The 12,710-nt window shown below is 55.7% G+C and carries 14 protein-coding genes; 6 read left to right on the top strand and 8 right to left on the bottom strand.

Going from position 1 to position 12,710, the window contains the following annotated elements; all coding sequences use genetic code 11:
• Positions 1–66 precede the first annotated feature (66 nt).
• From F1C16_RS20515 to F1C16_RS20505, 3 genes are read left to right on the top strand one after another with little or no spacing between them, the layout of a single operon-like run.
• Positions 67–786: a hypothetical protein gene (locus F1C16_RS20515; protein WP_185284451.1), complete on the top strand. Its 720-nt coding sequence runs from the start codon at positions 67–69 to the stop codon at positions 784–786.
• Between the two features lie 5 nt (positions 787–791).
• Positions 792–1,091: a recombinase family protein gene (locus F1C16_RS20510; RefSeq protein WP_258049152.1), complete on the top strand. Its 300-nt coding sequence runs from the start codon at positions 792–794 to the stop codon at positions 1,089–1,091.
• A gap of 36 nt (positions 1,092–1,127) precedes the next feature.
• The gene (locus F1C16_RS20505) at positions 1,128–1,376 is read left to right on the top strand and encodes a hypothetical protein (protein ID WP_185284449.1); all 249 of its coding nucleotides are present in this window, start codon (positions 1,128–1,130) and stop codon (positions 1,374–1,376) included.
• 95 nt (positions 1,377–1,471) lie between these two features.
• Here the strand turns inward: F1C16_RS20505 and F1C16_RS20500 are convergent, their stop codons facing one another.
• Positions 1,472–2,122, bottom strand: coding sequence for a hypothetical protein (locus tag F1C16_RS20500; RefSeq protein WP_185284448.1), 651 nt, complete (start codon positions 2,120–2,122; stop codon positions 1,472–1,474).
• 692 nt (positions 2,123–2,814) lie between these two features.
• Between F1C16_RS20500 and F1C16_RS20495 the strand changes: the two genes are divergently transcribed.
• On the top strand, positions 2,815–3,636 hold the full coding sequence (locus F1C16_RS20495) for a porin family protein (RefSeq protein ID WP_308461662.1): 822 nt from the start codon (positions 2,815–2,817) through the stop codon (positions 3,634–3,636).
• A gap of 292 nt (positions 3,637–3,928) precedes the next feature.
• Here F1C16_RS20495 and F1C16_RS20490 read toward each other — a convergent pair whose 3' ends face one another.
• A complete protein-coding gene (locus F1C16_RS20490) occupies positions 3,929–4,579 on the bottom strand; it encodes a hypothetical protein (RefSeq protein WP_185284446.1) in 651 nt (216 codons plus the stop codon).
• Between the two features lie 64 nt (positions 4,580–4,643).
• On the opposite strand from F1C16_RS20490, the gene F1C16_RS20485 reads away from it, so the two are divergent.
• The gene (locus F1C16_RS20485; RefSeq protein ID WP_185284445.1) at positions 4,644–5,213 is read left to right on the top strand and encodes a hypothetical protein; all 570 of its coding nucleotides are present in this window, start codon (positions 4,644–4,646) and stop codon (positions 5,211–5,213) included.
• Positions 5,214–5,455: 242 nt separating this feature from the next.
• On the opposite strand, the gene F1C16_RS20480 is transcribed toward F1C16_RS20485, so the two are convergent.
• From F1C16_RS20480 to F1C16_RS20470, 3 genes are all read right to left on the bottom strand, one after another.
• Positions 5,456–6,043, bottom strand: coding sequence for a hypothetical protein (locus F1C16_RS20480; protein WP_185284444.1), 588 nt, complete (start codon positions 6,041–6,043; stop codon positions 5,456–5,458).
• 223 nt (positions 6,044–6,266) lie between these two features.
• Positions 6,267–6,479, bottom strand: coding sequence for a hypothetical protein (locus F1C16_RS20475; protein ID WP_185284443.1), 213 nt, complete (start codon positions 6,477–6,479; stop codon positions 6,267–6,269).
• 123 nt (positions 6,480–6,602) lie between these two features.
• Positions 6,603–7,565, bottom strand: a complete 963-nt coding sequence (locus F1C16_RS20470; RefSeq protein ID WP_185284442.1) for a site-specific integrase — start codon at positions 7,563–7,565, stop codon at positions 6,603–6,605.
• A 494-nt stretch (positions 7,566–8,059) separates the two neighbouring features.
• Here F1C16_RS20470 and F1C16_RS23155 point away from each other — a divergent pair, with 494 nt between their 5' ends.
• Positions 8,060–8,512 carry a tyrosine-type recombinase/integrase gene (locus F1C16_RS23155; protein ID WP_246455540.1) on the top strand — a complete coding sequence of 151 codons (453 nt, stop codon included), beginning with the start codon at positions 8,060–8,062 and terminating at the stop codon, positions 8,510–8,512.
• Between the two features lie 318 nt (positions 8,513–8,830).
• On the opposite strand, the gene F1C16_RS20460 is transcribed toward F1C16_RS23155, so the two are convergent.
• The 3 genes from F1C16_RS20460 to F1C16_RS20450 all read right to left on the bottom strand — a co-directional run bounded on the left by F1C16_RS20460 (position 8,831) and on the right by F1C16_RS20450 (position 12,709).
• A complete protein-coding gene (locus tag F1C16_RS20460) occupies positions 8,831–10,369 on the bottom strand; it encodes a glycoside hydrolase family 32 protein (protein ID WP_185284441.1) in 1,539 nt (512 codons plus the stop codon).
• 34 nt (positions 10,370–10,403) lie between these two features.
• Entirely contained in the window at positions 10,404–11,300 is an 897-nt protein-coding gene (locus F1C16_RS20455; RefSeq protein ID WP_185284440.1) for a carbohydrate kinase, read from the bottom strand.
• Positions 11,301–11,389: 89 nt separating this feature from the next.
• A complete protein-coding gene (locus F1C16_RS20450; protein WP_185284439.1) occupies positions 11,390–12,709 on the bottom strand; it encodes a sugar porter family MFS transporter in 1,320 nt (439 codons plus the stop codon).
• Position 12,710 lies beyond the last annotated feature (1 nt).

The following is a 12,710-nucleotide window of genomic DNA, read 5'->3' as shown; positions in this document are numbered from 1 at the left end:
TTTACATAGGTAGTCTGAACACCTATCTTAGAGAAAAGAAACTCAACCCAGACTGTGCATTCTATTATGAACGACGATGGATTAGATACACCTAGCTCAAGTGCATTAGACAAAGCTCACGCTGTTGTAGTTGTTGCAGCAGGGAGTATTCCTATCGTCGGATCTACTATAGGAGAGGTATACAAATGGTTAGTCCCTTCACCATTGGAGAGAAGAATAGCGGATTGGCAAGATGCTGTAACAGATACTCTACGCATGCTGGTGGAACGTCGTGGAATCGATTTGGATAGCTTAGGAGCAAATGAAGAGTTTATTTCTCTTTTGATCAGCACGTCATCTGTTGCTTTGAAAACGCATCAGAAGGAAAAAAGAAAAATGCTAAAGAATGCTTTATTGAATTCCTTCCTGCATGAAGTAAACTATGATATAGCAGCTACATACATTGATCTCATAGATCGGCTAACTCCTACTCATATCGCACTGCTAAAATTCATCAGCGGAAATCAAGCATTAGTAGGAGCAACAGAGTCGGTTGATGATATATACAGTATTATCAAAGAGCTTTTAAACACGAGCAGTTTCTTTAAAGAAATAGAGCTGTCAACATTCAGAGCGTTGCTCCAAGCGTTAGAACAGACTGGGCTAGTTATCCCAAGCGATGGGTATTTGTTGCCAATAGATCAGGTGCAAGTACCTTCTATTCTACTTACCGAAGACAGTGGTGAGTCTGGTCTGCCTTCTGTGTTGCTAACCCAATTCGGTACGGGTTTTATTCGCTTCATATAGGAAGAATGAGGGTAGCCCTATATGCACGCGTGTCCACTGGCGATAAAGATCAGGATCCGGAGAACCAACTGATCGTACTGCGGCGCGAGGCCCAGCGCGCTGGCGACGTGATCTATAAAGAGTACATCGATCAGGAGTCCGGGCGCAAGAGCAGCCGGAAGGCTTTTCAAGAAATGATGCGTGATGCCCAGAAGCGGCACTTCGAGTTGGTGCGCGTTTGGGATTTGAGCCGCTTCAGCCGCGAGGGCATCGAGAAGGTGTTCGAGCACACGTCTTTTTTGGAGCAGTGTGGCGTGGCCTTCTGAAGCTACTCGGAGCCTCTGCTCAATACCGTTGGGCCGATGCGTGAGCTGATGAAAGCCATGGTGGCCTGGGCTGCTGGTTACTACTCGCAGCGCCTGAGCGAAAACGTGCGGGCGGGCTTGGCCAGGAAGCGGCTCAAGGCCGAGGAGAAAGGGGAGGAGTACACCCACGGCCGCCGGGCAGTGGCGCCGGCACTTGTCACTCGGATCCAGGAGTTGCAGGCGCAGGGATTGAGCGTTCGGAAGATTAGTAAGGAGTTAGTCTTGCCTGTGTACACAAGTACTTAAAGAAATTGGTTGAATAGCTCTGTGGCAAGCTAACTATCCATTTATATGTTTTGCTATATAAACGGATAAGCGTTAAAAGATAAAACCATTGGGTGTTAAATCTTCTTATTTTTGATGTTGTGAAAATCAGCAATGAGTTTTCTTAAAACAGTATAAAAACGATAATATGATTGTATTATTTCCTTTGTGACTACAGCTAAGGATTCAATTTTAGTATGATTATCTAAATAAGTTATGACAAATTGCTTGTCATTATATCGAATATTTAACTTACCATGTGTATAAATATTTCGATCTAAAATAAACTGGTTGAAATTTCTCCTAAGCGTTTTATTAGCTAAATGTCTAGTAGCATTGTCTTTTTTTAGGTGCTCAACAAATATGTCTTTAAGTTTCATAAAATCATAAGATCCTACTAACTTGTTAGAACCTGATGATTTATGTAATATATACCCAACAGCAGTGTGAAGCTTATTCTTAATGTCTTCAGCGTTGTTAATGCATGTATTGATTAATTCTTGAAAAAGAACATATTTCTCTATTTTTTCAGGTGATGGAGCGAAGTGAGCAACCTGCACTGTTCCTTCTGTACCTGGCTTCCATTCCTCAGTATTGAAGAATATAGTTGGGATAGTGCCATATTTAGCTATGCCATGTACTGAGTCTTGATAAGTATAGCTATATTCTGATGTTGCTTTAATAAAGCGATTAGTTAATACGATTCGTTCTGGGCTCAATAATTCCATGCTATAATAGATAAAACCGCCACTGAAACTGCCACTAAAAAATAAAAAAGGCCCTTTGCAAGAAGCTGAGGGCCTTTTTAGTGGTCGCGCCAGGAACTGAACCTAGTTTTTGGCAGTGTACCAATGAAGCCATTGAAGTAGAGCTACAATACTTGACAATTCTTGTAATTCTCTCATAAGAGACGCGCAATGAACGTCACATAGGTGGTCAGTCAATAATCTCCTTTTGTCATCTTGTATCATTACTTAAACGCAGATTTAAGATATAGTACAAGTCTGTAAATGAGAAATTTATGTGTTATGATTTGTGGGTTATAGCTTGTATAATAATAGTGTACGACTATTCTTTACCACAATTTCCACGAAGTTTCTGTCGGCTTAGAGGCTTTTGCTCAACTTCCACCAGGGGTTGCTTGGGTAGCAGATAGGCCCCTCAAAACTAGCGTCCTATAGGCCTATCGGATGTTTCTTGGCCAGTCTGTGGGCGGTTGCATACACTTCTTTCATCCGTGACCAACAGAAGGCCATGTAGCCAGCATCTCAGCTACTAGAATAATCGGTTTCGTAATCGGTTGTCTGGCCATCGGTTGCATCCGGACTCTTTCGGTCAGGAGAGGGCTGGAACATTTTCCGTAACCACCACCGCGGCGCCGGCATGGTGAGAGCCGGATCATCATCGGCACGTTTTTTCCATGTACGTGCTACTGCACCGGACACTCCCTGCCTTCGCCAACCGCAGGCGTTGCCCCCACTCCTCTGCGATGAAAAAAACCGTTACCTCTTTACTGCTCGCCGGCAGCCTGGTGTTCGCCGCTGCCACCGCGCATGCCCAGGCCAGCTTCCGCATCGGTCCCCATGTGGGCTACAACTGGTCTTTCGGCCGCTTCGACTACCCCCACTCCGACTACAAGACCGTCATTAACTCCGCTCGTAGCGGCGGGGAGGGAGGCGTTGTTGCCCAGGTCGGCTTGACTACCCACTGGACCGTGCAACCTGCGGTGCTCTACGCCCAAAAGGGCTTTGCCTTCGTTGAAAAGGCCTACGACGCGCCCTACAACTATTCCTATCAAGGAAAATACCGTTTTCGCTTTAACTACCTGACCGTACCCCTTAACGTGGTGTACGGCCAACAGCCCGGTGGTCAGGGCCTGCAGGTGTTCGCCGGCCCATACGTGGGCTGGCTATTGGGCGGCCGGTACACGTCTTCGCAAAGCGGCCGGTACGGGGGGAGCGGCCCCGCGCGCGCGCAGTCCCATGCGGGGGCGGTGAAGGCGGGCGATACCTACGACAACCGCCCCGATGGCCCCTACGTCTCCCGGGGGCTGGACGCCGGCCTGCAAGTGGGACTGGGCTACGGCTTTGCCGGCGGGCTGCAAGTGCAGGCGGGCTACAGCCAGGGCCTGCGCAACCTCGGTGCCAAGTACGCCCCTGGTCTCACGAGTCAAGCCCCGCCCACCTATCGAAGCCATGCCTTCCAGTTCGCAGCAGCCTATTTCGTCGACTTCAAGCAGTAGGGTGCGCTTTCCGCCGAAGGATTTGTTGGCAAGAGCCAGCAGCCGGGGTAGTGGCATTCTGCAAACGTCCAGGGCGGTTGCGGAGCGCCGCTTCGGATGTGGTGGTAGGAGCGTACGGCTGAGTGCCTCCGGTGAGTGAAACAGCGGTACCATTGTTTTCCGCTTCTCTTGGCGAGAGACAGGTCCCGTTGTGCGTACGCGTACGCGTTCGGCAACCGCTACGGCTGTCTTGTGGCCGCTTCGCGTACCTGAACGGCCCTACAACGGCGTCCGGCCCGCGCGGCTTGTTCTCTCAATACCCCCACGTATGGCGTACATCCAGGCGGATGTCATCCGGGCGCTGCTCTCTATAGAGCTGCAGGGACTCGTGGATCAGGCGATAGACCAGCGGATGCGAATCAGGCCGAGGGGAGTGCACCTGCACCTTCTTCACCCGCCTATCCGTGCCCTGCAAGACGATGGAAAAATGGATGCCGTCCAAAATGATCCCTTTGCGGTTTTCTGCGTGGCGTTCCAGCTGCTCCACACTGCTGGCATACACGGAGTCGAGCAACTGGGCAAAGCGATGAGTAGGGGGGATGGTGACGGGCAGACGATCCCACGTGTACACGGTATTGCACTCCTCGGCAGCCATCGCCCGGCGATGCAAAGTGTCTCTTTCCGCCGCCGGCAGCGTGTGTAGGTTCCCGGCTTTGATAACGGCTTGCAACGCCTGAATCGCGGGATCAGCCGCTAGGATAGTCGTGCGCAGGCTATCGAATTGGCCAAAGCGTAGCTGGATACGATCTGCCTCACGGGTCACGTGGAGCAAGTAGTCGGCATAATAGTTAGAAGCCGCCTTGATGGTAATGGAGTAGCCAGGGTGGCGAGGCGGCGGGTGCACGGCACAAGCGCTGACCAGCAGACTGGCCGCAGTAAGACATGCTTGGTAACTTCTTCGCATCGTGCGATACGTAGTCAGTGGAGCGAATGAGAACAAAACTAGCTGTGATCCCTACCTTGGCCCCATGAAACGCTACAGCTTGCTTGTGGGATGCTTTTTTCTGAGTGGATCGGCGCCAGGTCAACGGCCTACCTGGCAAGTATACCCAATCGATCAGCAGTTGGCCGTGTATCTGCCAGCCCCGCCGCGGGAGCTCGATGTCCCCAAGACCATGGCTGTTCTCAAGCCCAAGCAGCAATTAGACCCGAAAATGAAGGCCTCCCAGGGGTTTGTCGCGGAGGACAAGGTGGCTCTTTATACGGTCATCAAGGTGCCACTGGACAAACCCGCTGAGTTGCCATCAACCTACGCGGAACGCGTGGCATACTATAAAGCCCGCACGATTCCGATACTAACCGCTCAACGAGAGTTGTTAGCCCAAGAGATCAGCAGCAAGGATGGCGTCGACCTGGTCACCGTCAAAACGAGAGGGTTTGATCCCACGGGAAGTGTTCAGGTGAAGTATGTGCGGATGCTGACGATTGGAAAAGCCGTGTATCAGCTCCATTTCACGCCGCTCGATAAGCGTGGGGACCAGTGCGCTGCGCAACGCCAGAAGTTCTTCGACATCGTCCTGCTGCCTGCGCAGAAGTAATCTTCATTTCACGCTTCTGCTGCCCCAACCAGCGGCGCCAACGCCTGGGCCTTCCATGAGACGAGCAGCTGGATGGAACAGCGCAAGCGCAGCACATTGGTGCGAAAGGCCGCCTCATCCGTATCCCGCCTAGTCGGTTTGAGAAGATAGACATTCCTTTCCGGTAACGCACTGGGTCGCACGGACTGCTGCCCTGTCTTGTAGCTTGTATCATTACTTGAACGTCGGATCGTGTTATGATACTACCGGCGGGCGTGCCAAGGCATGCCACACAGTGTGCTGATAAAAAACTCCTCCGCAATAATGTAGTCACGGCCAATCAGCAGCAGTTGAAAGGGGGAGGTAGAAGGGTGCTGGGGTATGCTATACGTTTCCACCTCGTAGCGAGCGCAGATACGCGCGATGGCCTGGGCGACCGGAAGCGGGACACTCTGGAGAATGATACCGCCGGTGCGCGTCAGGTTCGGCAGCACATTATAATCTGCCAACTGCTGCTCACACCACGTCCAGGTGTGGCGGTAGAAGTCATACCATTTGGCGGGATGCTGCTGCAGTTCGTGTCGGATGGCGCGTCGTAGCGTGGGCGCGTCGGCTACGTCGCGGAAAGTGGCCCGGGCGAGCAGCATGGTCAGCGGCACGTGGAGCGCCTCGAGTAAGGGGTGCTGTGGGGGAAACGAGACGGGGCCATAGGTGCCACGCTGCAGACGGCAGGTGAGTTTGCCGCGGAAGTCAATGCGGTGTACCTCCGTGTCGGTGACTAATTCGAGGAAGGTGCTCTGAATATAGCGGATTCGCCCTGCGGGATACCACTGCGCAAACTGCGTTAACATGCCACCAAGTTACCACGTCTATGTAGATTGGTGACACGGACGAAATGGCAGCTAATAGGAGTAGGCTTTGGTGGGGCGGCGCAAAAGTTACATTCTAAGGAGGGTGGTCCTCAAGCTGTAACGTGGGCCTTAAGCACTGCTCACCTATCATTGGCTTGTTGTGGATAATGAAAAAGCTCCGCTTGCGACGGAGCTTTCAGCTATATGCTACTTTAGGGACAGATTAGCGTACGAAAAAGCCTTTGGCTAGCCAGGCGTCCACGTTCTGCGAGCGCACAAAGCGGGTTTCGACATGCCCCCACGCATCCACGTGGTACATGATGGTCTTGCCCGCCTCGCGGGCCTGTAGCGCCGCCAGGTGTTCGGCCGGTGACAGGGAGGGAGCGGGTGATTCCGCAGGTTTACGCACCCGCGGGCGTTTGGTAGAGTAAGACATAGTAGAATAACACGCCTACCATCTGAAGGTTCCTGCTCCCCGCACCGTCGCTCGTCACCTCTAGGTAGGACAAAGTGGGGCAAAGCCTTTGCTATGCTTACCTATGGTACATCTTCGTAGTTGTTACAAGCCCAGCTTCTGGGCAGCATTGTGCTGGCGCACATTGTCGAGGCGGGTGTAGCGCCGGATCATCTCGCTCGTTTTGTGCTTGGTCTGGTTCATCACCTCCGAGTCATCGGCGCCGGCTAGCTTGGCCACCGTCACAAAGGAAGCGCGCAGCGAGTGGGCCGAGAACTTCACCCCTAAATAGCGCTGTACAATTAAGTTCAGGTGATGATCCGTCAGGCGCCGCTCGGTCAGGCGCCCGCCTTTGCGGAACGAGACGAACACGGGCCCTTCCGTGCGGCCCAGCCGTTGCAGCCACGCTTGGAGCGTGCGGATGGGGCAGAGCGTAAACTCGGGCGAGTAGAAGATGGCCTTTTCCTCGGCGGCCCCCAACTGGTTGGTCTTGCTCTTAGCCAGGTTGACAATGAGTCCTTCCTCGGAAAAGGAAAGGTCCTCGATATTCAGCGCCGACAGCTCGGAGCGGCGAAAGGCGCCGGTAAAACCCAGCAGCAGAATCACCCGGTCGCGCAGCCCAGAAAGGGTCTTCGCATCGATACTTTTCACGGTGCGTTTGAAATTCGCCAGCGTGAAGGCGGGCGCTTGCTTCTGCCGCACGCCCTTCAGGCGCGCGATGCCCTCGAGCAGCACCTTGAACTTCTTGTCATCGGTGGGCGAGTCCAGCCCCCGTAACGCGTGGGCTTTGCTGATGGCGGCGCAGTGGCGCTGGATGGTCGCTACTTTCTTACCCGACTCTGCGAGGTGCGTCACAAAGCCAGCGAGCGTATCGATCGAGGCGGGCAGCGGTTCCAACGCGTGCTCCTGGCACCAGGCCCCGAAGCGCTGCAAATCGCCGGCGTAGGCCTTGGCCGTATTGGGCGCCCCCGACAAGCCGGCCGCCACGTATTTGGCCGTGTGTTCCGTGAGATCGACGAGCGACAGACTCGAAGGTGTCGGGGCGGACACAGCGGGCAGCTTTTTCATGTGGCTATATATAATAGGAGTAGGCGAGCGATTTTAACGGCAAAGTAGTCAAAATTGATAAGGTTCGATAACTCTTACTTATCGAACCTTATTGTTTTTCGTACTTTGCAGCCAAAATCGTTCGGCTACTCCTAATTATATATAGGCACCATCAAGCGCGCTAGTTTTTTTACCATGAGTGAGTTGATTCCAGTCCCCGCAATGTTGCCCGCAGGCTTGTCTTCTGTCTCCGATGTGGTGGCCCGCTACGTGGCCGTCGGCCTAGCCGGCGCGGCCAATACGCGCCGGGCGTACGTGGCCGACCTACGCACCTTCGAGCAGTACTGCTGAGATCAAGACTTTGAGGACCTGCCCGCCGCTGTGACCACCGTGGCCCAGTACGTAACGCACCTAGCCGACCAGCCCCGCAAATCACTCGCGTACTAGGCAAGCGCTAGCGGCAAGCCCCGGCCTTTTCGGACGACGAACTCAAGCGCGCCATCAACCAGCTGGACTTGGCCACACCAGCCGGACTGCGCGACCGGGCGCTGCTACTGCTGGGCTTTGCCGGCGCCTTCCGCCGCTCTGAACTGGTGGCCCTGAACGTGGAACACCTTAAGCTCACCCCGCAAGCGCTGCTGATCCATCTGGACAAGAACAAGACCAACCAGTACGGCGAGGTGGAGGACAAAGCTGTCTTCTATGCCCCCGACGACCGCTACTGCCCCGTGCGCTCGATGCAGGCTTGGGTCGCGGTGCTCGGCCGCGACACGGGGCCGCTGCTCGTGTCCCTGAAACGGGTGCCCAAGCAAGTAGCCCAACCCTCCACCTTTCGCCTCTCCGACATCAGCGCCAACAAACTCGTGCAGCAGCACTTGGGCGGGCAGTACACGGCCCACTCGCTCCGTGCGTCCTTTGTCACCATTGCCGTGGAGGCGGGGCAGTCGAACAAGGCCATTAAGAACTAGACCAAGCAGAAGACCAATGCCATGATCGAGTGCTACGCCCACTTAGAGGATGTCAAGCGCTTCAACGCCACCAAATTCCTCGGCTTGTGAGCGTATCCCCAGTAGGAATTGCTTCGGAGTGTTTTTCGACAGGTTTGTATTTTCTGTACGTAGCAGTCTAACATAGGCCTATGCATGTGGGGCTGCTCTGTTAGATGAGTAACCCCACCAAACCAAGAGACGAGCTTGTACTCAAATTACTAAGCTGTTACCCAGTGCTTTCCCAGTCCCATAACGCCCCTTTTCGAACATGTTTGGTTGTACAAGAAAAGGAGCGACTCATCGCTGTCCCAAGGTTGGGGCCTTGCTGGCTGGTTTTGCCACCAGCGGCGTGTTGCTGAGTTGCTGCCACGTGCTACCCTGCGCCGAACGCAATTTTATAGAAGTCAGCGGCTTGCTAGCGAAGAAAATACTGGTCATCACCGTCAGGCCCTGGTCGGCGAACAGCTCCACAGAGGCCGCATCGAGGTAGAGTGTCAGCTCGGTGCCGGCGGCCGTGCTCAGGCGCGGGGCCGTGGCACGCCCCGTAAACTTGGGGCTGAAGTTGTTTTTACCAGCCTTGCTGCGGTCAATGAAATACTGTTTGGCCGCTTTATCGTACCCTACTATCAGCTCCTCCCCGGCCACATTGCCCAGCACTAGCTCAAAATCATTCAACTGCTTGGTGCTGAGTGTCAGGCGGTGCTTGTCGGTGGTGCTGTTGAGGCGGGCGGTAAGGTCGGTGGGCGCTTTTACCGTTATATTCTGTAGGGTGGTGGCCTTGCCGGCCAGGGTGCGCAGCTCGGAGACGGGCTGCGAGGTGAGGTAGATTTCACTACCCACTTGGCGCAAACCCAGCTCGCGCGGGATGGTTGTGGCGCTACGCCAGGGCGAGGTAGGCACCTGGTTGGCGTACTCCCAGTTGCTCATCCAACCCAGAAACAGGCGGCGGTTGCCGGTGTTATTCCACGTTACGCCGGCGTACTCGTCGGGGCCGTAGTCGGCCCACTTGGTGTTGGCGTTGAGGGGCGTGAAGGTTTTGCCATCAAACTGGCCCACAAAATACTGCGTGGCCGAGCCACCGTTGGGACCACCCGGGTTTAGGTTCACGATGAGCACCCAATACGTTTTGCCGTTGAGCATAAGCGGAAACAGATCGGGGCACTCCCATACGCCGCCATGGGCGCCCAGCTTCTCGCCAAACTCGCTCAGTTTGGTCCACTCTTTCAGGTTAGGCGAGGAGTAGAACGTGATGCGGTCCTTGGTCGCCAAGGTCATCACCCACTGCTTAGCGGGCTCATTCCAGCTCACTTTTGGGTCACGGAAGTCCACAATGCCAGGATTGGGCAGAACGGGGTTGCCGGCATATTTAGTCCACGTCTTGCCCGCGTCGAGGCTGTAGGCCAGGCTTTGGTATTGGTGCTTGTTCTGCCCTTTTTTCTCCTCTTCCGGGCTGTGGTGGGTGAAGATGGCGACCAACGCATTCTTACCGAAACCGGCCGTGTTATCGGCATCTACCACAGCCGAGCCCGAGAAAATGTAGCCCAGGCTATCAGGGGCGAGAGCAATGGGCTGCTCCTGCCAGCGCACCATGTCGGGGCTGGTGGCGTGGCCCCAGTGCATAGGTCCCCAGACCATACCCTGGGGGTAGTACTGGAAGAACAAGTGGTAGGTGCCCTGATAATAGACCATGCCATTGGGGTCGTTCATCCAGTGCGCAGTCGGCGTGAAATGGTAGGCTGGGCGATACTGCGGGGTAGCCGGCGGCACGGCGGCTTGCTGGGCGAAGGAGGTAGTCGTCAGGAGCGCGCCGCTAAGAAGGGCCAGTAACTTTTTCATGATCGAACGAAGGGCGAAAGGAATAGGAAGTAGCTTACGCCGTTTGCGGCGCGAGCAGTTTGGCCACGTCGGCGGCGGTGATGGCGGGCGTGGCGCCTTGGTGAGTAGCCACTAGCGCCCCCGCCGCGCAGGCAAAGCGCAGCATAGCGTCCGGCTTGTCGCCGGCTAGCCAGCCTTTCAGCAAGGCCGCCAAAAAGGCGTCGCCACTGCCAATGGTGTCGCGCACCTGCACGGGTAGGCCGGGAGCCCGGTAGAGCTGCCCGCCGGTGTAGAGTAGGGCGCCATCGGCGCCACACGTGACGCACACCGCTTGCAACTGGTAGCGCTGGGCCAGCCACTGCATGGCCGCTTCCCTATCCTGCACCGGCCCCTGGCCCAACCACTCCATCACTTCAGTCAACTCATGGTGATTCATCTTGACCAGGTTGGCTTTGCTGAGCAGGTACTTCGTTACTTCCCTGGTGTAGTGCGGGGGACGCAGGTTCACGTCGAACACCCGGAAACGGGCGCTTTCGAGTAGGCGGTAGAGAGTTTCGCGGCTATTGGTCTGGCGAGCAACTAGGCTGCCGTAGACCAGCATATCGGCCTCCGCTACTGTATCGGCCAGTGCCGCCTCATACTGGATATAGTCCCAGGCCACAGGCTGCACAATCTTGTAGACCACTTCGTTGGCGTCGTCTACGTTGGCTTTCACTACCCCCGTGAGGTGGGTATGGCCTTGTTGAACATAGGTGGTACTTAAATGCTTCGACTCGATGAAAGCCAGCAGTTCCCGGCCCAGCTCATCGTCGCCCACGCGGCTGATCAGCTCAGCAGGTTGGCCCAACTGGCTCAGGTGCACGGCTACGTTAAACGGAGCCCCGCCCGGCTGCTGGCCGGTAGGCAGGATGTCCCAAAGTACTTCGCCGAAACAAACAACGGAGGTAGGCATATGCAGCGTAAAAGGGTCTTGGTTAAGTAAGTAGATTAGCGGGCACGCTGTGCGTCAGAAACAGCGCGCCCAATAGCAACGGCGGCGGCTCAGTGCAGCACCAGCACTTTGTCGGCATCTTCCAGCGTTTTACCTTTGGTTTCGGGCATCAGCTTCCACACGTAGAGCAGCTGGAGCACCATCATGGCGCAGAAAAACGCGAAGGTGTTGCCACCGCCCAGCTTCTCGGTGAGGGCCGGAAAAGCAAAGGTGATGAGGGCCGCCAGCACCCAGTGGGTGGAGCTGCCCAGCGCCTGCCCCTTGGCACGCACGGCGCTCGGAAAAATCTCGGAAATAAACACCCAGATAACGGCCCCTTGCGAGAAGGCAAAAAAGGCAATATAGCCAAATAGCAGCAGGGGCACGAGCAGGCCACTGCGCTGACTGTAAAAGGCTTCCGCCACGAGGCCCAGCGTCACAATCAGCCCTACGGAACCGATGAGCATCAGCTTGCGCCGGCCAAATTTGTCGATGATGTTGACGGCTAGCAGGGTAAAACAGAAGTTCACCAGCCCAATACCGGCCGACGACAGCAGCGCCGCGCTTTGGCCCAGGCCCGTCAACTCGAAAATACGGGGGGCATAGTAGATGATGGCATTAATGCCCGCCAGTTGGTTGAACATAGCGAACAGCACCGCCAGCAGCACCGGCCGCCGGTACTGCGGAGCCCACAACGACTCGCCGGCACCTTCCTCGGCCGCGTTGGCCACCAAAATGGTCGATACGTTGTTCTCGGCCGTAGCCGGGTCAATGCGCTCAAACACGGCCCGCGCCTCGGCCGTACGGTTTTGGCGTAGCAGCCAGCGGGGGCTTTCGGGAATTCGGAACAACAGCAGGAAGAACGCCAGCGACGGCACGGCCTGCACGCCCAGCATCCAGCGCCAATCCTGCCCCCCCCCCAGCCCGGCCAGCAGGTAGTTGGAGAGGTAGGCCAGCAGAATGCCAAACACCACATTGAACTGGAACATGCCCACCATGCGCCCCCGTGAGGCGGGCGGCGACACTTCGGAAATATACAGCGGCGCCGTAACCGACGAAGCCCCTACCCCGAGCCCGCCCAGGAAGCGGAACACCATGAACGGCACCCACGTGGGGGCCAGCGCCGCGCCTACCGCCGACACCAGGTAGAGCATCGCAATCCAGCTCAGGGTGGTGCGCCGCCCCAGTTTATCGGATGGGACGCTGCCAAAGATGGCCCCGATAACGGTGCCGATCAGGGCAATGGACATGGTCAGGCCGTGCTGGTAGGAGTTGAGCTGCCACAGCTGCTGCACCGATTTCTCGGCCCCGGAAATCACCGCCGTATCAAATCCGAAAAGTAAGCCGCCCAGCGCGACCACCACGGACCAGAAGAAAACGTTCTTTTTCATT

It is taken from the genome of Hymenobacter sp. NBH84, assembly GCF_014217645.1.
GTDB lineage: Bacteria > Bacteroidota > Bacteroidia > Cytophagales > Hymenobacteraceae > Hymenobacter > Hymenobacter profundi.
The sequence above is the reverse complement of the archived record's forward strand: the minus strand, read 5'-3'. Positions and strand labels throughout refer to the sequence as shown.